A 24125-nucleotide genomic window follows, 5' to 3' on the forward strand; every position below is an offset into this window, starting at 1 on the left:
TGTTTAAATACATTAAACTATTTTTAGGAGGCTTTACAGAAATGAAAAAAGCAAAATTATTCGGTTTTAGTTTGATTGCATTAGGTTTATCAGTTTCACTTGCAGCATGTGGTGGTGGCAAAGGCAAAACCGCTGAAAGCGGCGGTGGCAAAGGGGATGCAGCGCATAGTGCTGTAATCATTACAGATACAGGCGGCGTGGATGACAAGTCGTTCAACCAATCTTCTTGGGAAGGATTGCAAGCTTGGGGTAAAGAACATGATTTACCAGAAGGTTCAAAAGGGTATGCATATATTCAATCGAATGATGCAGCTGACTATACAACAAATATTGACCAAGCGGTATCAAGTAAATTCAACACAATCTTTGGTATTGGCTACTTGCTAAAAGATGCAATTTCTTCTGCAGCAGATGCCAACCCTGATACAAACTTTGTTTTAATCGATGATCAAATCGATGGCAAAAAGAATGTCGTTTCTGCAACATTTAGAGATAATGAAGCAGCTTATTTAGCCGGTGTTGCTGCTGCAAACGAAACAAAAACGAACAAAGTCGGTTTTGTTGGTGGTGAAGAAGGGGTCGTAATTGACCGTTTCCAAGCTGGTTTTGAAAAAGGTGTGGCTGATGCTGCGAAAGAATTAGGTAAAGAAATTACTGTTGATACAAAATATGCGGCTTCATTTGCTGATCCTGCCAAAGGGAAAGCTTTAGCTGCTGCAATGTACCAAAATGGCGTTGATATCATCTTCCATGCTTCTGGTGCTACTGGACAAGGGGTCTTCCAAGAAGCAAAAGACTTGAATGAATCAGGTTCTGGCGACAAAGTTTGGGTAATCGGTGTTGACCGCGATCAAGATGCTGATGGCAAGTACAAAACAAAAGACGGCAAAGAAGACAACTTCACGTTAACTTCAACCCTTAAAGGTGTCGGCACAGCGGTTCAAGATATTGCCAACCGTGCGTTAGAAGACAAATTCCCTGGTGGCGAACATTTAGTTTATGGATTAAAAGATGGTGGCGTTGACTTAACAGACGGCTATTTAAACGACAAAACAAAAGAAGCTGTTAAAACAGCAAAAGATAAAGTAATCTCAGGTGACGTAAAAGTCCCAGAAAAACCAGAATAATTTAAGCTCCTAAATGAAAAAAGAAGGGCTCATTATTGTTCCTTCTAAAAATGAAGTGGTCCTTGGCAGCGACGGCTGCCAAGGAAACCCTTTATGATGTTTGGATTTTTAACTAAATAGTTGAGGTTCTTCGACTACTTAGTTAAGGGTCAAAATTACCCTCTAAAGTATTGCCAATATAATTTTGTTAGGAAGTGAATAGACCTTGTCTCAAGAAGAAAACGTAATTGAGATGCGTAAAATCACCAAAGAATTTGGGACGTTCAAAGCCAACGACCAAATTGATTTACAAGTAAAACCTGGTGAAATCCACGCACTGCTAGGTGAAAATGGTGCAGGCAAGTCGACCTTGATGAATATCTTATCAGGGCTATTGGAACCGACCTCAGGTGAGATTTATATGAATGGCGAAAAAGTCAACATTACAAGTCCTACTGCAGCCAATCGTTTAGGAATCGGAATGGTCCATCAGCATTTTATGTTAGTTGAAGCCTTTACTGTGACTGAAAATATTATCTTAGGTAGTGAACCTACCCATGGCGGTATTTTAGACCGGAAAAAAGCGAAAAAAGAGATTGAAGAAGTGTCTAAGCAATACGGGTTGGATGTAAATCCCAATGCCTATATTCGCGATATTTCTGTAGGTATGCAACAACGGGTTGAAATTTTAAAGACCTTATATCGCGGTGCGAACGTTTTAATTTTTGACGAACCAACCGCAGTATTAACGCCACAAGAAATTGATGAATTAATGATTATTTTGAAAGAACTAACCGATGAAGGCAAATCGATCATTTTAATTACACATAAGTTAGATGAAATTAAAAAAGTGGCAGACCGTTGTACGGTCATTCGCCGGGGGCAAAGTATTGGCACCGTCAATGTGAAAGACGTTTCTTCGCAACAGTTAGCCGATATGATGGTGGGACGTTCTGTTTCTTTCAAAACAGAGAAAAAACCAGCGCAACCGAAAGAAACAATTTTATCAATTAAAGATTTAGTAGTGAAAGAAAGCCGCGGCTTAGATGCAGTGAAAAATCTTAGCTTAGATGTCCGAGCAGGGGAAGTTGTTGGGATTGCGGGGATTGATGGCAATGGACAAACAGAATTAATCCAAGCCTTAGCAGGATTAACGAAAGTCGAAAAAGGCTCCATTCATTTGAATGAAAAAGAGATTACTAATCGCAAACCTCGGGAAATTACGGAAATGGGTGTCGCCCACGTTCCTGAAGACCGACATAAATATGGTTTGGTATTAGAGATGACATTGGCTGAAAATATTGGCCTACAAACGTATTACCAAAAACCATACAGTTCAACAGGTATTTTAAACTATCGAATGATTAACAAACATGCCCGTGAATTAATTGAAGAATATGATGTACGGACTCCTAATGAATTAGTACCAGCTCGGGCGCTTTCAGGTGGGAATCAGCAAAAAGCGATTATTGCCCGAGAAGTTGACCGCGATCCAGATTTGTTGATTGTTTCTCAACCAACACGCGGTTTAGATGTCGGAGCTATTGAATACATTCATCGTCGACTAATTGAACAAAGAGATAAAAATAAAGCTGTTTTATTAGTAAGTTTTGAATTAGACGAAATTTTAAACGTTTCTGATCGTATCGCTGTTATTCATGCGGGGGAAATCGTCGGAATTGTTGATCCGAAAGAAACGACAGAAAATGAATTGGGCTTGTTAATGGCTGGCTACTCATTGGAAGAAGCCCGTGCTGAGTTATCAAAAGTAGAGGCAGGTGAAACTGTTGAATAATCGTTCTGAAAAAATAAGAAATATTTTAGTCCCTGTGTTATCTGTTATTATGGGTTTCCTCTTAGGGGCAATTATTATGGTTATCTTTGGCTATGACCCAGTGGCTGGGTATCAAGCGATGTTTGAAACAGCTTTCCAAGGAAAGAAAAGTATTGGTGAGATTTTTGTAACCGCAGCACCGTTGATTTTTACCGCTTTAGGATTCTCGGTGGCAAATTCGGCTGGATTCTTTAATATCGGGCTTTCTGGACAAGCCTTATGTGGTTGGGTGGCTAGTATTTGGGTCGCTTTATCCATGCCTGATGCACCCCGGATGATTGCGTTGCCGGTGGCGATTATTGTTGGCGCGGTTGCAGGGGCTTTAGCAGCAGCCATTCCAGGTTTCTTGCGTGCCTATTTTGGGACGAGTGAAGTTATTGTTACGATTATGTTGAATTATATTTTATTATACACAGGAAATCATATTGCTAATAATGTCATGAAACCAAGTATTATGGCGAACAAAGGGATCACTAAAATGATTGGTGCGAATGCATCATTACGCTCACCGTTTTTAACAAGTATCAGTGATGGCTCTCGTTTGAACATCGGCATTTTCTTGGCCTTCATTTTCCTTATTCTTGTGTGGTTCTTGATGAAAAAAACAACGCTTGGTTTTGAAATTCGGTCGGTGGGGTTAAACCCATTTGCTTCTGAATATGCTGGAATGAGCAGCAAGCGAACGATTATTTTATCCATGATGATTTCAGGAACGCTGGCTGGTTTAGGTGGTGCGGTCCAAGGATTGGGGACTTTCCAAAACTTCTTTATTCAAAACACATCGTTGAGCATTGGGTTCGATGGTATGGCCGTGTCTCTATTAGGAGCAGGTAGTTCAATCGGGATTTTACTTTCCGCATTACTGTTTGGAATGTTAAAACTTGGTGGACAAGGAATGCCGTTGATAGCTGGTGTACCAACCGAATTAGTTGATGTTGTTATTGCAGCGATTATTTTCTTTGTGGGAATTAGTTATTTAATTCGTTTCTTGTTAGCAAAAGCGTCTGGTAGTAAAAAAGAAGTAGCGATTGTAGAAACAATTGAAGCGGCGCCAGACAAAAACAATCAAGAGGGGGGAGACATCTAATGGATTTAGCAACAATTTCCTCAATCATCACGCAAACATTAGTGTATGCAACTCCGCTCATCTTGACAGCATTAGGCGGAACGTTCTCAGAACGAAGTGGTGTGGTTAATGTTGGTTTGGAAGGTATTATGGTAATGGGCGCTTTCAGTTCGGTCGTTTTTAACTTGACGTTTGCTGATACATTTGGCGCGGCGACACCATGGATTGCTTGTTTAGTAGGAGGCGTTGTCGGGATTGTCTTTTCTCTCTTACATGCCGTTGCAACTATTAACTTACGAGCAGATCATATTATCAGTGGTACTGTCATTAACTTGATGGCACCGGCGCTAGGGGTTTTCCTAGTAAAAGTTATTTATCAAAAAGGACAAACAGATATGATTACACAATCATTTGGCTATTTTTCTTTCCCAGGATTGTCAAAAATTCCAGTGATTGGTGAACTATTCTTTGCAAAAACCTCTTTACCAGCTTTCGTAGCAATTTTGATTGCGATTTTAGCTTGGTTTGTCATTTATAAAACACGTTTTGGCTTACGGTTACGTTCTGTGGGGGAACATCCACAAGCTGCAGATACATTGGGAATTAATGTCTACTTAATGCGTTATTCTGGCGTCTTGTTATCCGGCTTCTTAGGCGGTATGGGCGGAGCTGTCTTTGCTCAAAGTATTGCGGGTCGTTTTGGGATTACCACAATTGCAGGACAAGGGTTTATTTCAATGGCCGCAATGATCTTTGGTAAATGGAATCCACTTGGGGCAATGGGCGCAGCCTTATTCTTTGGTTTTGCGCAAAACTTAAGTATTGCTGGGGAAAACCTACCAATTATTTCAGAAATTCCAAAAGTTTATCTACAAGCAGCACCATACGTATTGACCATTTTAGTCCTAGTTGTGTTCTTCGGAAAATCATCGGGACCAAAAGCGAACGGGAAAAATTACGTCAAAACGAAATAAGAAAAAAGACCTTCGTCAATCTATGACGAAGGTCTTTTTTCTTAACGATAATTAAGCGCGTAACTCGTGAACATCAGTAAAAAGAAGAGCATGATGATACTCTTCTTTTAACGGACCTTAAGAACCGCTAAAATCGAAGGAATCAGTGAAAATTTTAATGCTCTTTCAGGCAATAATAGCGGATTCATGGTATAATTGAAGAGCTGAGAATAAATAGATTGTTCTGTTTGATTCTCGAGACTATTTAAAAGGCTAGCGTAAAATAATTGTCATTCTTGACGTATTTACGACCTTAGAGGAGGAAGCAAGTGTGTTTAAACGTGTTCATTTAATCGTACTAGATTCAGTCGGTATTGGTGAAGCACCAGATGCTGAAAAATTTGGAGATGTCGGCAGTGATACACTGGGTCATATTGCCAAAGAAGCGGAACTAACCATTCCTCATTTAGAAAAACTTGGATTGGGAACTATTGCTCCTTTAACAGGTGTCAAAGCAGTGGCAGACCACGATGGCTATGCCACCAAATTAGAAGAAATTTCTGTTGGAAAAGATACTATGACCGGTCACTGGGAAATTATGGGCTTGAACATCAAAAAACCTTTTCGGGTATTCCCAAATGGCTTTCCTGAAGAATTGCTGAAACAAATTGAAGATTTTTCTGGGCGAAAAGTTGTTTGTAACAAACCATATAGCGGGACAGCAGTCATTGATGATTATGGCGAACATCAAATGAAAACTGGGGATTTAATTGTTTATACTTCAGCAGACCCTGTTTTACAAATTGCGGCGCATGAAGACATTATTCCATTAGAAGAATTGTATAAAATTTGTCAATATGTTCGTGACATTACGAAAGACGAACCTTATATGATTGGTCGGATTATCGCCCGCCCGTATGTTGGTGAACCAGGTAATTTCACTCGAACCAGTAACCGTCATGACTATGCTTTAGATCCTTTTGGCCATACTGTTTTAGATTCGTTGAAAGAAAACGGCAATGATGTGATCGCTGTTGGGAAAATTAACGACATCTTTAATGGACAAGGAATTACTGAAGCTATCCGCACGAAGAGCAATATGGATGGGGTGGATCAATTATTAACGGTCATGAACAAAGATTTCACAGGTTTAAGTTTTACTAACTTAGTGGATTTCGATGCGCTGTATGGCCACCGTCGTGATGTGAAGGGCTATGCAAAAGCCATCGAAGATTTTGATGGTCGTTTGCCAGAGATTATGGCAGCTATGGCCGAAGATGATTTGCTTTTAATTACAGCAGATCACGGGAATGATCCAACTTTCCCAGGAACAGACCACACACGTGAATATGTGCCTTTATTGGCTTATAGTAAAAAAATGACAAAACAAGGCAGCTTGCCACAAGGATTTTATTCAGATATTTCAGCAACGATTGCTGAAAACTTTGAAGTTCCTGCAACGGAAAACGGTCAAAGCTTTTTAAATCAATTACAATAATTCGAGGAGGCAACACATGACAACGTTAACGAATCATTTAAACGAAACAACTGAGTTTTTGAAAGAAAAAGGGGTGCAACAAGCAGACTTCGGTCTAATCTTAGGTTCAGGGTTAGGTGAATTAGCTAATGAAATAACCGATGCGATTGCTATTCCTTTCTCTGAAATTCCCCATTTTTCTGTTTCAACAGTCGTTGGACATGCTGGACAATTAGTTTACGGAACGCTTTCTGGAAAAAAAGTTTTGGCGATGCAAGGACGTTTTCATTATTATGAAGGACATTCGATGCAAACGGTCACTTATCCTGTTCGTGTGATGGCTGCTTTAGGCATTCATTCAATGATTGTAACCAACGCAGCTGGTGGCGTAAATGAAACATATACACCGGGGAATTTGATGTTAATCAATGACCACATTAATTTTACAGGCGATAATCCGTTAATTGGTGAAAATGATGAAGAAATCGGGCCGCGTTTTCCAGATATGAGTCATGCTTACACGCAAGAATATCGGGAAGTGGCAAAAAAAGTGGCTGCGGAACAAAATATTGATTTAAAAGAAGGCGTGTATATGGGCTTTTCTGGCCCGACATATGAAACGCCTGCAGAAATTCGGATGTCACGGACGATGGGTGCGGATGCAGTTGGCATGTCAACTGTTTCGGAGGTTATTGTAGCTGTGCATAGTGGCATGAAAGTACTAGGTATCTCTTGTATTACGAATTTAGCAGCTGGTATGCAAAGTAGTTTAAATCATGCAGAAGTAGTTGAAACAACTGAACGCGTTAAAGGACAATTCAAAGAGTTAGTGAAAGCAACACTAGCAGCTTTATAAAAAAAGGAGTAAACCAGAATGAGTGTGCATATCGAAGCAAAACCAGGTGAAATTGCCGATAAAATTTTACTACCAGGGGATCCCCTCCGAGCAAAATATATTGCGGAAACTTTTTTGGAGAATCCTGTCTGCTATAATCAAGTTCGTGGGATGTTAGGTTACACAGGAACGTATAAGGGACAGCGTGTTTCGGTCCAAGGAACAGGGATGGGGATGCCTTCAGCAGGTATTTATGCCCATGAGTTAATTAACTCTTACGATGTGAAGAAGTTAATTCGTGTTGGTACGTGTGGTTCTATTTCAGAAAAAGTCAACGTTCGTGAATTAGTTATCGCACAAGCAGCAGCGACGCCTTCTTCCGCGATTCGCAATGATTTTCCTAAATATGATTTTCCACAAATTGCGAGCTTTGATCTTTTACTCAAATCTTACGAAATTGCCAAAGCAAAAGGCTTTACTACCCATGTTGGTAACGTATTGTCAGATGATGTTTTTTACAAAGATAGCTTAGATGATGTCTTTCGTTTAGGTCGATACGGGGTATTAGCGATTGAAATGGAAGCGGCAATGTTATATTATTTAGCAGCAAAATTTGATGTAGAAGCATTGGCGATTATGACGGTGAGTGATAGCTTGGTGACAGGCGAAGAAACAACGGCAGAAGAACGCCAAACGACGTTTAATGAAATGATTGAAGTTGGCTTAGAAACGGCAATTGCTAATTAAAAAAAATGCTTGGATGAAAACAATCATCCAAGCATTTTTTTTAATTTAAGAGCGCTTTTTTTACATCTTCAACAATTTGGGTATTCGCAATAGGTCCGTTGTATAACCAACTACTTTTTTTATCATAGGTATGAACTTGGTTATTTTTCACAGCAGGTAAGTTCTTCCAAATTGCTTCTTGGAAAAGAGGTGCTGATTCATCACTGTTTACAAGGAAAATATGGTCTGCGTCAAGCTCAGCTAATTTTTCTAAAGAAACTTGATTCCAATCCGCAGTAGCATTTTTAGAAATTTCTTCCACTAATTTTGGAACTTGGAGGCCTAAGTCCTGATAGAGCACGGTTCCGCTTGAGCGATTATCGCTAACCATAAAGACTTGGTTGTTGGTTACCCATAAGACTGCCGCAGATTTGCCAGCATCTTTTTTGCCAAGGTCTTCTTGGACGCCTTTGGTTAAGGTATCATAATCTTCTAACACTTTTTTCGCTTGTTCTTTTTTATCTAAAACAGTGGCAATATCTTCCAATTGATCACGCCAGGTGACATTTTCGCCATTTTTGACCACATAAGTTGGCGCTATTTTACTGTATTCTTTGTATTTACCGCCTTCAACTAGAGCAGATGAACTGATTAATAATAAGTCAGGTTCAAATTTTAGAACCGCTTCATATGGCAAGTCATAGGAAATAGTGGGGACATCTTCCAATTCTTTCGCTAAATAATCTTGAATGCTGCCTTGTCCAACTGTCCATTGTGCCACTGGTTTTTCTCCTAATGCAACTAGATAATCTTCTAAATAGCTCGCAATAATCCGTTTGGGTTTCGCGGGGACGGTTACTTTATTGCCTAAGGTATCTGTTACTTCATGTGTTTTGTCAGCGTTGTTGGCTTCTTTATTCGTATTACCACAAGCTGCGAGTAAGAATGAACCAAGAAGAAGGGTGGTACCAATTAGGACCGTCTTTTTTAAAAGTTTCATTGTGTAACTCCTTTATTTTTAGTTGATAACGATTCTCATTATCAGTTAAAAACGACCGTTTGTCAATCATCGCTTGCTTTTTTGAGCAAATAAGTTGCATTTTTTAGATAATTCGTTTTTTGATTGGAAGAAACATTGCTTTTTAAGGAAGGGTCTTTTATAATCAAGGAACAATGAGTGAGAACGATTCTCAATAAATGTAAAATAACGACAGAAAAATTAAAGAGGAATGGTTATGAATTATTTAGAGGCAGAGGACTTAACTACAGGATATGGTCGTCAAGATGGTCGTCAAGTGATTAGTGAAGCGCTGAACTGTTCATTTGAAGCGGGAACTATTACAAGTATTATTGGACCAAATGGTTGTGGCAAATCGACCTTGTTAAAAACACTTGCGCGTATTTTGCCAGCCGAGAAAGGCAAGGTGTTCATTAAGAACCAAGAACTTCAACATTTTTCTTCAAAAGAAGTGGCGCAAGAACTAGCGATTTTATCACAAACGCCAGAAAATACAATCGATTTATCTGTTTTTGACCTCGTCTCTTTTGGGCGGTATCCATATCAATCGGGCTGGAAAAGTGTCACCACAGAAGATCAAGAGTACATACAATGGGCATTAGAATTAACAGGCTTAACTGAATTAGCTAGAGAGTCTGTGGCGATTTTATCAGGTGGACAACGCCAACGGGTTTGGATTGCTATGGCGCTAGTACAGGATACGGATATTTTAATTTTAGATGAACCGACCACCTATTTGGATCCAGCGCATCAGCTAGAAATTTTAAATGTGTTAAAACGAATTAATCAAGAACATCAGAAAACTATCGTGATGACGATTCATGATATTAATTTAGCTTCTCGTTTTTCTGATCGCGTGATTGCGATGAAAGAGGGAAAGATTATCAATGAGGGAACAACCGCAAGAAGTGATTACTGTTACTGGCTTAGCAGATGTTTTCGCTATTCAAGCAGAAATTAGTTATCATAGTCAGACACAGCGGCCACTAGTGCTTTCTTATGAGTTGATGGAAATGGAGCTGGATGGATGAAAGGCATAAGCGGATTTTATAGACACCAATGGCAAGTGTTACTTGTCTGTCTTTTTTTGCTACTGGGGACAATGCTTCTGTCGCTGATGTTTGGTGCGACGTCGGTTTCGATTCAAACGATTATTGAATCTTTTACGCACTTCGATGCGACCAATCAAGCGCATCAAGTCATCCAAACGGTTCGGTTGCCGCGGATTTTAGGCGCCGCTTTTGTGGGAGCAAGTTTAGCGGTGAGTGGTGCGTTAGCGCAAGGGATTACGCAAAACCCATTGGCAGATTCTGGCTTGCTGGGTATCAATGCTGGGGCTGGCTTGGGCTTAGCGCTTGTTTTTGCTTTCCTCCCTCAGGCAAGTTATTGGTGGCTTTTAGTTGTTTCTTTTCTTGGTGCCGGCGTGAGTGTGGCACTGATTTATTATCTTTCTAATCATTCAATTCGAGGAGCAAGCCCCATGCGTCTGACCTTGGTGGGAGCTGGTATTAGTGCCCTTTTTTTATCATTTAGTCAATTCTTAGCCATTCAGTTCAATTTGAGTCAAGAGTTAACGTTTTGGTTTCTTGGCGGTGTCAGCGTTATTTCTTGGGCACAATTAAAAATAGTCGTCCCTATCTTTCTGGGTGCATTTGCATTAGCAATTCTGATTAGTCCGTCGGTGACTATTTTACGGTTTGGCGATGATGCAACAATTGGTTTAGGGCGAAATCCGCAGCGTATTCGGTTGTTCGCCAGTATAACGATTTTGCTTTTATCAGGATTGTCTGTGGCGCTGGTTGGCTCGGTCAGTTTTGTTGGTTTGGTGGTGCCTCATGTGATGCGAACAGTTTCTGGAGAAAATTACCGTCGCTTGATTCCGTTCTCGGCGTTAGGCGGTGCGCTCCTCGTTTTGGTGGCAGATTTAATCGCTCGAATGGTGAATCCGCCTTTTGAAACACCATTTGGGATTATCACGGCCTTAATTGGCATCCCATTCTTTCTTTATTTATTTCGTAAAGGAGGGCAACTAGGATGACACAGAAAAAAGTGTCCCGTTGGGTGGCTGTCTTAATAGTTGGGATTATCCTAACTGCTTGTATCAGTTTAACGCAAGGGGAATTATCTGTTTCCGTCATGGATTTAAAAGCCCTTCTTTTGGGACAGGGAAGTCAGGCCAAACAACTGTTAGTTTGGGATTTTCGGTTACCACGGATTGTGCTAGCGGTCCTTGCGGGCGCAGCTTTAGGCTTAAGCGGCGCTATTCTTCAAGGAATTACTCGGAATCCGTTGGCAGATACTGGGATTTTAGGCATTAATGCGGGTGCGGGTTTGGCAGTGATTTTGTTTATTAGTTTTGTTGAGACGACAAGTATCACGACGTTTGCACTTCCGCTTGTGGCCTTAGTTGGCGGCTTGCTAGCGGCTGTTGGGATTTTGGTAATCGCGTATCATCATCGTTTAGGATTGACGCCAGTTCGAATGGTCTTAGCGGGTGTCATTTTGAGTACGGGTATTTCAGCACTCACCTTATTAATTACATCAAAAATTGACACTGAAAAGTACCGTTTTGTTACAATGTGGCAAGCAGGCAGTATTTGGGGCAGTAATTGGTTCTTTGTGGGCGCTTTGTTGCCTTGGCTAGTCATCGGGTTCTTTTTTGCGATGAAGCGTCATCGTCTGTTGGATATTTTACAATTGGGGGACGAAACAGCTATTTCTGTAGGTATTGCTGTGAAAAAAGAACGAATCGTTTCGCTGCTGTTAGCGGTGATGTTGGCGGCTTCAGCGATTTCCGTTACAGGGGGAATTAATTTTTTAGGTTTACTTGCGCCACATATTGCTCGCAAATGTGGTTTTACGCAACAAAAACAGGTATTGCCATTGGCGGCGTTGTTTGGGAGTTTACTTTTATTGGTTAGTGATACGATTGGTCGGCTATTGCCTGGCAATGGAGAAATGCCTGCAGGGATTATTGTTGCGATCATCGGTGCGCCTTATTTTCTTTATTTGTTAATCAAAACAAGCGATTCGTTATAAAAAAGAATCGAAAGCTGGGTCAAGCGATCGTTGTGAAAGCAACTGTCATTTGCTCGGCTTTTTTATTGGCGGATTTTTGAAAAAATAGTATGATAAATGCGTAAGAGCATTGAATGAAGGATGAAAGAATGGAAAACTTTAATTTTTATGTACCAACAGACATCCGTTTTGGGAAAGATCGTTTAGACGAATTACCTGCTGTGTTAGATCAATTTGGCAAAAATGTCTTACTTGTTTATGGTGGTGGTAGTATCAAACGTAATGGCTTGTACCAACAAATTACTGATTTGGCCCAAAAAAACGGGCATACACTGATTGAGTTGAGCGGTGTCGAACCAAACCCGCGCATTGAAACCGTTAGAAAAGGAATTGAGTTGTGTAAAGAAAACCAAGTCGATGTTATTTTAGCAGTTGGCGGTGGTTCAACCATTGACTGTTCCAAAGCAATAGCTGCGGGCTTTTATTCGGAAGAAGATATCTGGACAGTTATTGCAGCCAGAAAAGGGTATACAGGTCCTGCTTTACCAATCGTGACCATCTTGACTTTAGCAGCGACAGGTAGTGAAATGAACGCAGGTGCTGTCATTTCTAACTTAGAAACCAATCAAAAATTAGGCTTTGGTGGTCCGAATATGATTCCAAAAGTTTCGTTCTTGGATCCAACGAATACTTTTACGGTTCCTCAAAATCAAACAGCAGCTGGCTCAGCGGATATTTTCAGTCATTTGATTGAAAACTATTTTAGTATTTCGACAGGCACGGATGTCCAAGATTTTGTGTCAGAAGGCTTAATGCGAACGGTTATCAAAAATTGTCCTATTGCTTTAGAAAATCCAGAAGATTATGATGCACGTGCTAATTTAATGTGGGCAAGTAGTTTAGCCTTAAATGGTTTAACAGGGCGCGGCAAACAAGGTGTTTGGTCTTGTCACCCAATGGAACATGAATTAAGTGCGTTTTATGACATTACGCATGGGATTGGTTTAGCAATTTTAACGCCTCGTTGGATGAATTATGTTTTGTCTGAACAAACCGTAGGCAAGTTTGCGCAATTTGCTCGAAATGTTTGGGGAATAGTCGAACAAGAGGAGGAAGTAGCAGCGAAAAAAGGTATTCAAGCATTGTATGATTACTTTGTGGCTTGTGGCATTCCAATGACATTACCAGAAGTTGGCATCGAAGCAGATAAATTTGAAGAAATGGCACAACAAGCTGTGGCCCATAGTGCAATTGCCGAAAAGGCTTATGTACCATTGTATGCAGCGGATATAGTAGCGATTTATAAAGATTGTTTAACCGAAAGTCAATTTATTTAATCCATAAAAAAGCGGTTTGCCTTGGCAAACCGCTTTTGTTAATAAGAAACAAGTTCTTATAAGTAGTATTTTTCTTTCACAGTTAAATCATCGTTTAATTCATAAACTAATGGTTTACCTGTTGGGATTTCAAGATCCATAATATCTTCATCAGAAATGCCTTCGATGTGTTTAGCTAAAGCACGTAATGAATTACCATGAGCCGCTACTAAGACAGTTTTGTTGTCTTTTAAAGCTGGCGCAATTTCATCTTGCCAGAATGGTAATGCACGTTCCAAAGTAACTTTCAAGTTTTCGCCACCAGGAATATCGCGTTGGTCTAACATTGCATAACGACGGTCGTTTGCTGCAGAACCTTCATCTGTTGCTTCCATTAATGGAGGAAGAGTATCGTAAGAACGACGCCAGATGTGGACTTGTTCGTCTCCGTATTTTTCAGCAGTTTCTTTTTTGTTTAGTCCTTGTAATTTACCATAGTGACGTTCGTTTAAGCGCCAAGATTTGATTTGAGGTACCCATAATTGATCTGAGTATTCTAGTAAATAGTTACAAGTTTTGATGGCACGAGTTAAAACAGAAGTATAAGCAACGTCGAATTCGATGCCTGCTTCTTTAATTTTACGGCCGCCTTCTTTTGCTTCTTCAACACCTTCAGGTGCTAAATCTACGTCAGCCCATCCAGTAAATTGGTTTAAGGCATTCCATTCGCTAAGTCCATGACGAGAAAAAACTAATTTTGGCATGTATAAGCTCTCCTTTGAGTTTAGTTTTCTGAAAATAAGATTTCCACGTTTATTGTACACCGTTTTGCGCAAGATTTCCAATGGAAAATAGTAAAAAAACGTGAAAGTTGCTGAAAAATTAGAGTGAAATCGAATCAAAAAAGAAGCCCCATCTGAAGGACTTCTTTTTTATTCTTAGGAATACAGCCGTTCGACATCTGTCTCAGGTAAATTGATGTACTTATAACAAGTGCCCACCGAAACGCCGCATTTATTAGAAATAAATTGGATGGTTTCTTTGTTTTCGTAATATAATGCACGGATTTTGCGGACGGTGCGTCCATCGATTTTTGGACGTCCACCTACTTTTCCGTTTTCACGAGCTTTGTGGAGCCCGACGAGTGTTCGTTCTTTAATTAGTGCACATTCCATCGCAGATAAGCTCTCCATTAATTGGAAATAGGCTTCACCTGTTGGAAGGTGAGTATCAATTCCTTCTGAAATGCTGACAAAATCAACTTGTTTTTCCTTTAACATTTTCATAAAGTCTGTTAATTGGCGGGTTGTTTTACCTAAATGGTGCAATTTACAAACAATAAGTGTATCCCCAGCAGAAAGAAGTTTTTCGACTTCGTCTAAGACACTGATCTCCGCTTGAGGATCAAATGGCTCTTGGAAAATATCATCACAACCAAACGATTGGAGAGTGGTTAGTTGATTTTTTAAATCGTCTTCAATAATAGTTGTGCGTGCATAACCAATTCGTTTCATATATTATCCTTCCTATATAAATAATCTTTTTTCACACATTCTTAACGTGCGGGAACATGTAAGGTTTTCGGTCCATCTTCATAACCGACGATTACCATAGAAACCATATTTAAAAATAAGCCGTGTTCGACGACGCCAACCAAGTTGTCTAAATAAGAACCTAAAGCTTCTGGATCTGTAATTTTTTCTAAATGCAAATCGATGATATGGTGGCCTCCATCTGTTATTAATGTTTCGCCAGCAGCGTTTAGACGAAGTGCTGGGTGATAGCCTTTTTCTTCAAATAAATGCACTAGTTGGCAGCTGCCATAAGGGACAACCTCAACAGGAAGTGGGAAAGCCCCTAAATCGTCCACCATTTTTGATTTATCCACAATCCAAATACATTTCTTTGAATAAGTGGCCACAATTTTTTCAAAAAGTAAGGCAGCGCCACCGCCTTTGATTCCTTGAAAATCAGCGCTGATTTCATCGGCGCCATCAATCGTAAGATCCACATACGGAACCTCATCAATACCCTTTAAAGGAATGCCCAAGGCTAAGGCTTGTTTCTCTGTTTCTTTTGAAGTAGTAACCCCCACGATTGACAATCCTTCTTCTTTTACGCGACGACCAATTTCGTCTACCATAAATTTTGCTGTTGAGCCAGTACCCAAACCGACAATCATGCCGTCTTCTACATATTTTGCAGCTTCGATTCCTACCATTTGTTTCAGATTCATCGCTGTTTTCCGCCCCCTTCAATAGTCAAAGATATTGTACCGTTATTTAACTAAAAAAGATAGAAAGTTTTTGAAAAAGTCATAAAAATTTTTAAAGGAAAAGTGCGTTTAATAGAAGGAAAAGCTTTTTTTCGAAAGGCGAAAGAAGAGGGTTGACAGCTGATACTTATCGTGGTATCCTAACAAAGGTGCTTTATCTACAGGTTCCTTATAGGGACGTGCTGACTGTCTATCAAAGCATATTTGATAAAGAGTGCAGAGATTGCATTATTTTTTATCGCGAAAAAAGAACCACCTGGATGTGTGGAACTAGAAGCGAAGTAAGGAAGGAGGAGAACAAGGAATGCCTACAATTAACCAATTAGTACGTAAACCTCGTAAATCTAAAGTAGAAAAATCTGATTCACCAGCCTTAAACAAAGGATATAACAGTTTTAAGAAAACTCAAACAAACGTTAACTCTCCGCAAAAACGTGGAGTTTGTACACGTGTGGGTACGATGACACCTAAAAAACCGAACTCAGCTTTACGTAAATATGCCCGTGTTCGTTTGTCAAACTTAATCGAAGTTACAGCTTATATCCCAGGTATCGGTCACAACTTACAAGAACACAGCGTGGTATTATTACGTGGTGGACGTGTAAAAGACTTACCAGGGGTACGTTACCATATCGTTCGTGGTGCGCTTGATACTGCCGGTGTTAACGACCGTAAACAAAGCCGCTCTAAATACGGTACAAAACGTCCTAAAGCTTAATTATAATAAGACAATAACAACTTGAAAAATCATATTTCGGAAGGAGGAGTTACGGATGCCTCGTAAAGGTCCTGTTGCAAAACGTGATGTTTTACCAGATCCAATTTATAACTCAAAATTAGTAACTCGCTTAATCAACCGTGTAATGGTTGACGGTAAACGCGGGATTGCTGCTAACATTATCTATAATTCATTTGATATCATCAAAGAATCTACAGGTAACGATCCATTGGAAGTTTTTGAACAAGCAATGAAAAACGTTATGCCTGTTCTTGAAGTTAAAGCACGTCGTGTTGGGGGTTCTAACTACCAAGTACCAGTTGAAGTTCGTCCAGAACGTCGTACAACTTTAGGTTTACGTTGGGTAGTTAACTACGCACGTCTACGTGGTGAACACACAATGGAAGAACGTCTAGCGAAAGAAATCATGGATGCTGCTAACAACACTGGCGCTTCTGTTAAAAAACGCGAAGACACACACAAAATGGCAGACGCAAACCGCGCATTTGCTCATTATCGTTGGTAAGATCCTCTCTGTCTGTCGCGTAAAGTGGCAGCAGAAAGTCAATTTACAATCGATTTAAATAAAGAGAGGAGTAAACATACAAAATGGCAAGAGAATTTTCACTTGAAAAAACTCGTAACATTGGTATCATGGCCCACGTTGATGCTGGTAAAACAACAACAACTGAGCGTATCTTGTACTACACTGGTAAAATCCATAAAATCGGTGAAACCCATGAAGGTGCTTCACAAATGGACTGGATGGAACAAGAACAAGAACGTGGTATCACGATTACATCCGCTGCGACAACTGCACAGTGGAAAGGCTACCGTGTAAATATCATCGATACTCCAGGACACGTGGACTTCACAATTGAAGTACAACGTTCTCTACGCGTATTAGATGGTGCGGTAACAGTTCTTGACTCTCAATCAGGTGTAGAACCTCAAACAGAAACTGTTTGGCGTCAAGCGACTGAATATAAAGTTCCTCGTATTGTATTCTGTAACAAAATGGATAAAATCGGTGCGGACTTCTTCTATTCAGTAGAATCATTACATGATCGTTTACAAGCAAACGCTCATCCAATTCAAATTCCAATCGGAGCTGAAGAAGACTTCACTGGAATCATTGACTTGATTAAAATGAAAGCTGAAATCTACACAAATGATTTGGGAACAGATATTCAAGAAACTGATATTCCTGAAGATTATTTAGAAAAAGCGCAAGAATGGCGCGAAAAATTAGTTGAAGCTGTTGCTGAAACTGACGAAGACTTAATGATGAAATATCTTGAAGGTGAAGAAATCACTGAAGAAGAATTAGTCGCTGGTATCCGTCAAGCAACAATCAACGTTGAGTTCTTCCCTGTATTAGCTGGTTCAGCATTCAAGAATAAAGGGGTTCAATTAATGTTGGACGCTGTTCTTGATTACTTACCATCTCCATTAGATATCGATGCTATCAAAGGGATCGATACTAAAACAGACGAAGAAACAACTCGTCCAGCTGATGACGAAGCACCTTTCGCTTCATTAGCATTTAAAGTTATGACTGACCCATTCGTAGGTCGTTTAACTTTCTTCCGTGTTTATTCTGGTGTCCTTGAAAGTGGTTCATACGTATTGAACGCTTCAAAAGGCAAAAAAGAACGTATCGGTCGTATCCTACAAATGCACGCCAACACTCGTCAAGAAATTGACAAAGTGTACTCTGGTGATATCGCTGCTGCTGTTGGTCTGAAAGACACAACAACTGGTGATACATTATGTGCATTAGATGCACCAGTTATTCTTGAATCTATTGAATTCCCTGATCCAGTTATCCAAGTCGCTGTTGAACCTAAATCAAAAGCTGACCAAGATAAAATGGGCGTGGCTCTACAAAAACTTGCTGAAGAAGATCCATCATTCCGCGTTGAAACAAACGTTGAAACTGGTGAAACAGTTATCTCTGGTATGGGTGAATTGCACTTAGACGTTTTAGTAGACCGTATGAAACGTGAATTCAAAGTTGAAGCTAACGTAGGTGCTCCTCAAGTATCTTACCGCGAAACATTCCGTGCTGCGACTAAAGCAGAAGGTAAATTCGTTCGTCAGTCTGGTGGTAAAGGACAATACGGTCACGTATGGGTTGAATTTACACCAAATGAAGAAGGTAAAGGCTTCGAGTTTGAAAACGCAATTGTCGGTGGTGTGGTTCCTCGTGAATACATCCCAGCAGTTGAAAAAGGGTTAGAAGACTCTATGAACAACGGTGTTCTTGCTGGTTATCCATTAGTTGATATCAAAGCAAAACTTTACGATGGTTCATACCACGATGTCGATTCAAATGAAACGGCCTTCCGTGTAGCTGCTTCTATGGCATTGAAAGCTGCGGCTAAAAATGCAAACCCAGTTATTTTAGAACCAATGATGAAAGTTACAATTACTGTTCCTGAAGATTACTTAGGTGATATCATGGGACACGTAACAAGTCGTCGTGGACGTGTTGAAGGTATGGAAGCACACGGTAACTCTCAAATCGTTAATGCGATGGTACCTTTAGCTGAAATGTTTGGTTATGCTACAACATTACGTTCAGCAACACAAGGACGCGGTACATTTATGATGGTATTTGACCACTATGAAGACGTACCTAAGTCTGTTCAAGAAGAAATCATCAAGAAAAACGGCGGCAACGCATAATTTTCCTTGAGAATAAAAGGTTTGTTTTTAGAACTATCCTTTTTTCAAGATTTCGTGTAAAATAGCTTATGATGATCAGACGATTTTTAGTAACGTCTATCACATATAAAACAAACAATAAAATTTATATTTTTAGGAGGAACATTCAAAATGGCAAAAGAAAAATTTGACCGTTCTAAATCCCATGTTAACATTGGTACTATCGGACACGTTGACCATGGTAAAACTACATTAACAGCTGCAATTGCTACTGTATTATCAAAACACGGTGGCGGGGAAGCACAAAGCTACGATTCTATCGATAACGCTCCAGAAGAAAAAGAACGTGGAATCACAATCAACACTTCTCATATCGAATATGAAACTGAAACTCGTCACTATGCACACGTTGACTGCCCAGGACACGCGGACTACGTTAAAAACATGATCACTGGTGCTGCTCAAATGGACGGAGCTATCTTAGTAGTTTCTGCTGCTGATGGTCCTATGCCTCAAACACGTGAACATATCTTATTATCACGTAACGTTGGTGTACCATACATCGTTGTATTCTTAAACAAAATGGATATGGTTGATGACGAAGAATTATTAGAATTAGTAGAAATGGAAGTTCGTGACTTATTATCAGAATACGATTTCCCAGGCGATGATGTTCCAGTTATCGCAGGTTCTGCTTTGAAAGCTTTAGAAGGCGACGAGTCTTATGAAGAAAAAATCTTAGAATTAATGGCTGCAGTTGACGAATATATCCCAACTCCAGAACGTGATACTGACAAACCATTCATGATGCCAGTCGAAGACGTATTCTCAATCACTGGACGTGGTACTGTTGCTACAGGCCGTGTTGAACGTGGTGAAGTTCGCGTTGGTGACGAAGTTGAAATCGTTGGTATTAAAGACGAAACATCTAAAACAACTGTTACAGGTGTTGAAATGTTCCGTAAATTATTAGACTACGCTGAAGCAGGCGACAACATCGGTGCTTTATTACGTGGTGTAGCACGTGAAGATATCGAACGTGGACAAGTATTAGCTAAACCAGCTACAATCACTCCACACACAAAATTCAAAGCTGAAGTATACGTATTATCAAAAGAAGAAGGCGGACGTCACACTCCATTCTTCACTAACTACCGTCCTCAATTCTACTTCCGTACAACAGACGTTACTGGTGTTGTAGAATTGCCAGAAGGTACTGAAATGGTAATGCCTGGTGATAACGTTGCTATGGACGTTGAATTAATTCACCCAATCGCTATCGAAGACGGAACTCGTTTCTCTATTCGTGAAGGCGGACGTACTGTAGGTTCAGGCGTTGTTACTGAAATCGTTAAATAATTAACTTTTTAACTATAGTTTTAACCAGCGTGAAAAACTGGGGTATTCGGACGTAAGACCAGAGAATTTATTCTCTGGTCTTTTTTTGTTTAGAAATTGGCTGGCTAAAAAATAAGCCAATTGGCTGTTTTAGCAGACTTGTTTCTTCAGTATACTTGGAGAAAAAGGTTAGGTGATTTAATGGAAAAAGTATTGTCGATTGCAGGCTCCGATTCAACTGGAGGGGCAGGGATTCAAGCAGATTTAAAAACATTTGAAGAGTATGGAGTTTTTGGATTTTCAAGTTTAACCTCGATTGTGACGATGGATCCTACGACAGGCTGGTCACATGAAGTAACTGAATTGCCAGAAACGCTCTTAGAAAAACAATTGATTTCGGTTTTTGCAGGCGGTCCAGTAGCGGCCTTGAAAACAGGGATGATGGGCAATGAACAAAATATTAAAATGGCTAGCAAATACATTAAACAAGAAAAAATTCAAAAAGTCGTGATTGACCCAGTCATTGCTTGTAAGGGAACGGCACAAATTCTGCAACCCAAAAGTGTGGAAGGCCTAAAAAACGATTTACTGCCATTAGCATTAGTTGCTACGCCTAATTTAATTGAAGCGGGCATCTTATCTGGTTTAGGCGAAATTTCTTCCGTGGCGGAGATGGAAGAAGCGGCAAAACGAATTGTACAAATGGGAGCCAAACATGTCGTGGTTAAAGGGGGACATCGCTTAGCTGGTGAAAAAGCACTGGACTTGTTTTACGATGGTCACACCGCGCATCTTTTGGAAAATGAATTATATCCTACTGATTATAATCATGGTGCAGGTTGTACTTTTTCAGCGGCGATCACAGCTGGCTTGGCGAAAGGTTATTCGGTGTTAGAAGCAGTAACTTTAGCAAAAAAATTTGTAGCAGCGGCGATTAAACACGGTATTCAAGTTAATCCTTATGTGGGGCACGTGTGGCATGGTGCATACACCCATGCGGAACAACGGATGCGTAAGAAAGCATAATGTTTAGAACTAGAGGAGTCTGTCAAGGACTGGCTCTAGTTTTTTTGTGATAAAGAATAACAATAGTAGGTATTACGTTAAAAGAATGTTCAAATTTTTAAAAGAGGAGTAGAATAGAACTGTAATTGCAAAAAAAGAAGCGGAACATAGAAGGGGTGTTAACTTTTCTGTGCTTCAGTTTAGAACGGACTGTGGTGTTTGTTTTGACGAACTACCGAAAGCTACTCCTTTTTATTTTGGCTTCAAATGGTATTTAATGGAGGGAATGCAATGTTAGAAAAAGAAACGTACAGTCAACTGTTTAAATGGTCTTTTTCAAAAAAGACACAAGTCACATACTGGGATGGTACCGTCAAAGAGTATGGGCAAGGGTCGGGGGATCCGGTTTTTAAAATTGTATTCAATGAAAAAATTCCTGTGAAGGATTTACTGAATAACGCTTCGTTAACTTTAGGGGAAGCCTACATGGATCGCAAAATTGAAATCGAAGGCGATATCCAAGCACTGATTTATGATGTGTATAACCAAAAGGATAGCTTTTTACACAATGCTAAATTTATTAAATGGCTTCCTAAAGAAAGTCATTCAAAAAAACGCTCGCAAGAGGATATTCACAGCCATTACGATCTAGGAAATGATTTTTACAAAAAATGGCTTGACCAAACAATGACATATTCATGTGCTTATTTTAAAACGCCTGAAGATACATTAGAACAAGCGCAAGTGAATAAAGTGCATCATATTTTAGATAAATTGTTTATCAAAGAGGGCGACACTTTACTGGATATTGGCTGCGGCTGGGGCACGTTAATTTTAACTGCGGTGAAAGAATATGGAGCCAAAGCAACTGGGATTACATTAAGTGAAGAGCAATTTCATCATATTCGCCATATTATAGAAAAAGAAGGCCTACAAGATCGAATGACTGTCAAATTGATGGATTATCGTGATTTAAAAGGAGAGTCTTTTGACCATATTACGAGTGTTGGGATGTTTGAACATGTCGGTGCAGAAAATCTACATGAATATTTTGACGTCGTTCAACGAAACTTAGCGCCTAAAGGTACGGCGTTGATTCATGGTATCAGTCGCCAACAAGGTGGGGCTAAAAATGCTTGGATTAATCGTTATATTTTCCCTGGTGGCTATATTCCTGGTGTCACTGAGCTAGTCGGTCATATGACAGAAAATGACTTGCAAGTGATTGACTTGGAAAGTTTGCGCAGAGATTATCAATTGACGTTGGAACATTGGACAAAAAACTTCCATAATATAGAAGCAGAAATTGTTGACGAAAAAGGGGAGCGCTTCTATCGAATGTGGGACTTATATTTGCAAGCATGTGCAGCCTCATTCCAAGCAAGCAATATTGATGTTATTCAATATTTATTGGTTCATCCAGATAACAATGATATTCCAATGCGCCGGATTGGTTAATAGAATAAAAAAGAAAGAATTTGAGATTCTGGTAAAAAAGGAATCCCAAATTCTTTTTTTTATAAAAATAGAATGAAAAGAATTGAAAAACAAAACAAATGCTTTTCAAAACAAGAAAAAATTCTTTCAAAAAAACGCAGAAAATCCTTGCTAACACTATCCTTTCATAGTATAATCAAAAAGGTGCTGTTTACAGGAGTGTAAAAAGCATTGGTAGATCAACGATTTGATTTGCCGGCTGTGAAGCGAGAGGTTGCGACACGCTCGGACGCTTTGCCATGAACGAGCATGCCGGATAAATTTTCGTGGAGCTATGTCTACTTTTAAAATAGGCGAAGGAGGGAACAAGATGGCAAAACAAAAAATTCGTATCCGTTTAAAAGCGTATGAACACCGTATTTTAGATCAATCAGCGGATAAAATTGTGGAAACAGCAAAAAGAACTGGAGCTGACGTATCAGGTCCGATTCCATTACCAACAGAACGCTCACTTTACACAGTTATTCGTGCGACTCATAAATACAAAGATTCTCGCGAACAATTCGAAATGCGTACTCACAAACGTCTAATTGACATTGTGAACCCAACACCAAAAACAGTTGACGCTCTAATGAAGCTTGACTTACCGTCTGGTGTTAATATTGAAATCAAACTATAAAATTAAGATGGAGGTGTACTCATGACCAAAGGAATCTTAGGGAAAAAAGTGGGAATGACACAAATCTTTACTGAGTCTGGTGAATTAATTCCAGTAACAGTAGTTGAAGCTACGCCAAACGTAGTTTTACAAGTAAAAACTGTTGAAACTGACGGATACGAAGCTATCCAAGTTGGTTACCAAGACAAACGTGAAGTTTTATCAAACAAACCTGCGAAAGGTCATGTTGCAAAAGCAAACACGGCTCCTAAGCGCTTCATTAAAGAATTCAAGAATGTTGAGCTAGGAGAATATGAAGTAGGTAAAGAAATCAAAGTAGATGTTTTCCAAGCAGGAGACGTTGTTGATGTTACAGGTACTACGAAAGGTAAAGGATTCCAAGGGGCAATCAAACGTCACGGCCAAAGCCGCGGACCTATGTCTCATGGTTCTCGTTATCACCGTCGTCCTGGGTCAATGGGTCCAGTAGCGCCTAACCGTGTATTTAAAAATAAACGACTAGCCGGCCGTATGGGTGGCGACCGCGTAACAATTCAAAACCTTGAAGTTGTTAAAGTGGACGTAGAAAGAAATGTTATCTTAATCAAAGGAAACATTCCTGGAGCGAAAAAATCTTTAATCACAATCAAATCAGCTGTGAAAGCTAAATAAGTG

Annotated in this window: 22 protein-coding genes and 1 pseudogene; 19 read left to right on the top strand and 4 right to left on the bottom strand. The window is 39.8% G+C overall.

The annotated features are described in order from the left end of the window. The first annotated feature begins 41 nt into the window (after positions 1-41). From IGJ63_RS00560 to deoD, 7 genes are all read left to right on the top strand, one after another. Positions 42-1127 (top strand): BMP family lipoprotein, encoded by a 1086-nt coding sequence (locus IGJ63_RS00560; RefSeq protein ID WP_002356169.1) that lies wholly within the window; start codon positions 42-44, stop codon positions 1125-1127. Between the two features lie 205 nt (positions 1128-1332). After that, positions 1333-2901 (top strand): ABC transporter ATP-binding protein, encoded by a 1569-nt coding sequence (locus tag IGJ63_RS00565; RefSeq protein WP_002383844.1) that lies wholly within the window; start codon positions 1333-1335, stop codon positions 2899-2901. Next, positions 2894-4027 (top strand): ABC transporter permease, encoded by a 1134-nt coding sequence (locus IGJ63_RS00570; protein ID WP_002356171.1) that lies wholly within the window; start codon positions 2894-2896, stop codon positions 4025-4027. The genes IGJ63_RS00565 and IGJ63_RS00570 overlap by 8 nt, the downstream gene beginning before the upstream one ends. Continuing rightward, positions 4027-4980, top strand: a complete 954-nt coding sequence (locus tag IGJ63_RS00575) for an ABC transporter permease (protein WP_002356172.1) — start codon at positions 4027-4029, stop codon at positions 4978-4980. Before IGJ63_RS00570 ends, IGJ63_RS00575 begins: the two co-directional genes overlap by 1 nt. Before the next feature lie 310 nt (positions 4981-5290). Beyond that, complete coding sequence (gene deoB, locus IGJ63_RS00580) at positions 5291-6457, top strand: phosphopentomutase (RefSeq protein WP_101731882.1); 1167 nt, start codon at positions 5291-5293, stop codon at positions 6455-6457. A gap of 16 nt (positions 6458-6473) precedes the next feature. After that, entirely contained in the window at positions 6474-7292 is an 819-nt protein-coding gene (locus IGJ63_RS00585; protein WP_002356180.1) for a purine-nucleoside phosphorylase, read from the top strand. An 18-nt stretch (positions 7293-7310) separates the two neighbouring features. Next, positions 7311-8018, top strand: a complete 708-nt coding sequence (gene deoD / locus IGJ63_RS00590) for a purine-nucleoside phosphorylase (protein ID WP_002359338.1) — start codon at positions 7311-7313, stop codon at positions 8016-8018. Positions 8019-8058: 40 nt separating this feature from the next. Here the strand turns inward: deoD and IGJ63_RS00595 are convergent, their stop codons facing one another. Next, positions 8059-8997: an iron-hydroxamate ABC transporter substrate-binding protein gene (locus tag IGJ63_RS00595; protein ID WP_101732091.1), complete on the bottom strand. Its 939-nt coding sequence runs from the start codon at positions 8995-8997 to the stop codon at positions 8059-8061. Between the two features lie 229 nt (positions 8998-9226). Here IGJ63_RS00595 and IGJ63_RS00600 point away from each other — a divergent pair. From IGJ63_RS00600 to IGJ63_RS00615, 4 genes and pseudogenes are all read left to right on the top strand, one after another. Then, positions 9227-10046 (top strand): annotated as a pseudogene (locus IGJ63_RS00600) (ABC transporter ATP-binding protein). After that, complete coding sequence (locus tag IGJ63_RS00605) at positions 10043-11053, top strand: FecCD family ABC transporter permease (protein WP_002367634.1); 1011 nt, start codon at positions 10043-10045, stop codon at positions 11051-11053. Before IGJ63_RS00600 ends, IGJ63_RS00605 begins: the two are co-directional and overlap by 4 nt. Beyond that, positions 11050-12054: a FecCD family ABC transporter permease gene (locus IGJ63_RS00610; protein WP_010816253.1), complete on the top strand. Its 1005-nt coding sequence runs from the start codon at positions 11050-11052 to the stop codon at positions 12052-12054. Before IGJ63_RS00605 ends, IGJ63_RS00610 begins: the two co-directional genes overlap by 4 nt. A gap of 113 nt (positions 12055-12167) precedes the next feature. Then, positions 12168-13370, top strand: coding sequence for an iron-containing alcohol dehydrogenase (locus tag IGJ63_RS00615; protein WP_438745792.1), 1203 nt, complete (start codon positions 12168-12170; stop codon positions 13368-13370). A 56-nt stretch (positions 13371-13426) separates the two neighbouring features. Here the strand turns inward: IGJ63_RS00615 and gpmA are convergent, their stop codons facing one another. The 3 genes from gpmA to rpiA all read right to left on the bottom strand — a co-directional run bounded on the left by gpmA (position 13427) and on the right by rpiA (position 15585). After that, positions 13427-14113 (bottom strand): 2,3-diphosphoglycerate-dependent phosphoglycerate mutase, encoded by a 687-nt coding sequence (gene gpmA, locus IGJ63_RS00620; protein WP_002359343.1) that lies wholly within the window; start codon positions 14111-14113, stop codon positions 13427-13429. A gap of 174 nt (positions 14114-14287) precedes the next feature. Beyond that, the gene (locus IGJ63_RS00625; protein ID WP_438745794.1) at positions 14288-14863 is read right to left on the bottom strand and encodes a recombinase family protein; all 576 of its coding nucleotides are present in this window, start codon (positions 14861-14863) and stop codon (positions 14288-14290) included. Positions 14864-14904: 41 nt separating this feature from the next. Continuing rightward, entirely contained in the window at positions 14905-15585 is a 681-nt protein-coding gene (rpiA, locus tag IGJ63_RS00630) for a ribose-5-phosphate isomerase RpiA (protein WP_002383851.1), read from the bottom strand. Positions 15586-15928: 343 nt separating this feature from the next. Here rpiA and rpsL point away from each other — a divergent pair, with 343 nt between their 5' ends. The 8 genes from rpsL to rplC all read left to right on the top strand — a co-directional run bounded on the left by rpsL (position 15929) and on the right by rplC (position 24122). Further along, positions 15929-16342 (top strand): 30S ribosomal protein S12, encoded by a 414-nt coding sequence (gene rpsL, locus IGJ63_RS00635; protein WP_002356190.1) that lies wholly within the window; start codon positions 15929-15931, stop codon positions 16340-16342. Positions 16343-16397: 55 nt separating this feature from the next. Then, positions 16398-16868, top strand: coding sequence for a 30S ribosomal protein S7 (gene rpsG / locus IGJ63_RS00640; protein ID WP_002356191.1), 471 nt, complete (start codon positions 16398-16400; stop codon positions 16866-16868). An 83-nt stretch (positions 16869-16951) separates the two neighbouring features. Further along, positions 16952-19033 (top strand): elongation factor G, encoded by a 2082-nt coding sequence (fusA, locus tag IGJ63_RS00645; protein ID WP_002356192.1) that lies wholly within the window; start codon positions 16952-16954, stop codon positions 19031-19033. A gap of 150 nt (positions 19034-19183) precedes the next feature. Continuing rightward, positions 19184-20371: an elongation factor Tu gene (tuf, locus tag IGJ63_RS00650; RefSeq protein ID WP_002356194.1), complete on the top strand. Its 1188-nt coding sequence runs from the start codon at positions 19184-19186 to the stop codon at positions 20369-20371. Between the two features lie 180 nt (positions 20372-20551). Next, positions 20552-21376, top strand: a complete 825-nt coding sequence (thiD, locus tag IGJ63_RS00655) for a bifunctional hydroxymethylpyrimidine kinase/phosphomethylpyrimidine kinase (RefSeq protein WP_033600598.1) — start codon at positions 20552-20554, stop codon at positions 21374-21376. Positions 21377-21646: 270 nt separating this feature from the next. Next, positions 21647-22813 (top strand): SAM-dependent methyltransferase, encoded by a 1167-nt coding sequence (locus IGJ63_RS00660; protein WP_002391607.1) that lies wholly within the window; start codon positions 21647-21649, stop codon positions 22811-22813. A gap of 349 nt (positions 22814-23162) precedes the next feature. Then, positions 23163-23471 (top strand): 30S ribosomal protein S10, encoded by a 309-nt coding sequence (gene rpsJ / locus IGJ63_RS00665; protein WP_002389727.1) that lies wholly within the window; start codon positions 23163-23165, stop codon positions 23469-23471. Between the two features lie 21 nt (positions 23472-23492). Beyond that, positions 23493-24122, top strand: coding sequence for a 50S ribosomal protein L3 (gene rplC, locus IGJ63_RS00670; RefSeq protein WP_002356199.1), 630 nt, complete (start codon positions 23493-23495; stop codon positions 24120-24122). Positions 24123-24125: the final 3 nt, after the last annotated feature.

Origin of the sequence: Enterococcus sp. DIV1375a (assembly GCF_051712205.1) — a bacterium.
Classification (GTDB): Bacteria; Bacillota; Bacilli; order Lactobacillales; family Enterococcaceae; genus Enterococcus; species Enterococcus faecalis.

Coding starts and splice junctions, on each gene's coding strand:
- IGJ63_RS00560 (WP_002356169.1), top strand. CDS start 42: ATGAAAAAAGCAAAATTATTCGGTTTTAGTTTGATTGCATTAGGTTTA.
- IGJ63_RS00575 (WP_002356172.1), top strand. CDS start 4,027: ATGGATTTAGCAACAATTTCCTCAATCATCACGCAAACATTAGTGTAT.
- IGJ63_RS00585 (WP_002356180.1), top strand. CDS start 6,474: ATGACAACGTTAACGAATCATTTAAACGAAACAACTGAGTTTTTGAAA.
- deoD (WP_002359338.1), top strand. CDS start 7,311: ATGAGTGTGCATATCGAAGCAAAACCAGGTGAAATTGCCGATAAAATT.
- IGJ63_RS00595 (WP_101732091.1), bottom strand. CDS start 8,997: ATGAAACTTTTAAAAAAGACGGTCCTAATTGGTACCACCCTTCTTCTT.
- IGJ63_RS00605 (WP_002367634.1), top strand. CDS start 10,043: ATGAAAGGCATAAGCGGATTTTATAGACACCAATGGCAAGTGTTACTT.
- IGJ63_RS00610 (WP_010816253.1), top strand. CDS start 11,050: ATGACACAGAAAAAAGTGTCCCGTTGGGTGGCTGTCTTAATAGTTGGG.
- IGJ63_RS00615 (WP_438745792.1), top strand. CDS start 12,168: ATGAAGGATGAAAGAATGGAAAACTTTAATTTTTATGTACCAACAGAC.
- gpmA (WP_002359343.1), bottom strand. CDS start 14,113: ATGCCAAAATTAGTTTTTTCTCGTCATGGACTTAGCGAATGGAATGCC.
- IGJ63_RS00625 (WP_438745794.1), bottom strand. CDS start 14,863: ATGAAACGAATTGGTTATGCACGCACAACTATTATTGAAGACGATTTA.
- rpiA (WP_002383851.1), bottom strand. CDS start 15,585: ATGAATCTGAAACAAATGGTAGGAATCGAAGCTGCAAAATATGTAGAA.
- rpsL (WP_002356190.1), top strand. CDS start 15,929: ATGCCTACAATTAACCAATTAGTACGTAAACCTCGTAAATCTAAAGTA.
- rpsG (WP_002356191.1), top strand. CDS start 16,398: ATGCCTCGTAAAGGTCCTGTTGCAAAACGTGATGTTTTACCAGATCCA.
- fusA (WP_002356192.1), top strand. CDS start 16,952: ATGGCAAGAGAATTTTCACTTGAAAAAACTCGTAACATTGGTATCATG.
- tuf (WP_002356194.1), top strand. CDS start 19,184: ATGGCAAAAGAAAAATTTGACCGTTCTAAATCCCATGTTAACATTGGT.
- thiD (WP_033600598.1), top strand. CDS start 20,552: ATGGAAAAAGTATTGTCGATTGCAGGCTCCGATTCAACTGGAGGGGCA.
- IGJ63_RS00660 (WP_002391607.1), top strand. CDS start 21,647: ATGTTAGAAAAAGAAACGTACAGTCAACTGTTTAAATGGTCTTTTTCA.
- rpsJ (WP_002389727.1), top strand. CDS start 23,163: ATGGCAAAACAAAAAATTCGTATCCGTTTAAAAGCGTATGAACACCGT.
- rplC (WP_002356199.1), top strand. CDS start 23,493: ATGACCAAAGGAATCTTAGGGAAAAAAGTGGGAATGACACAAATCTTT.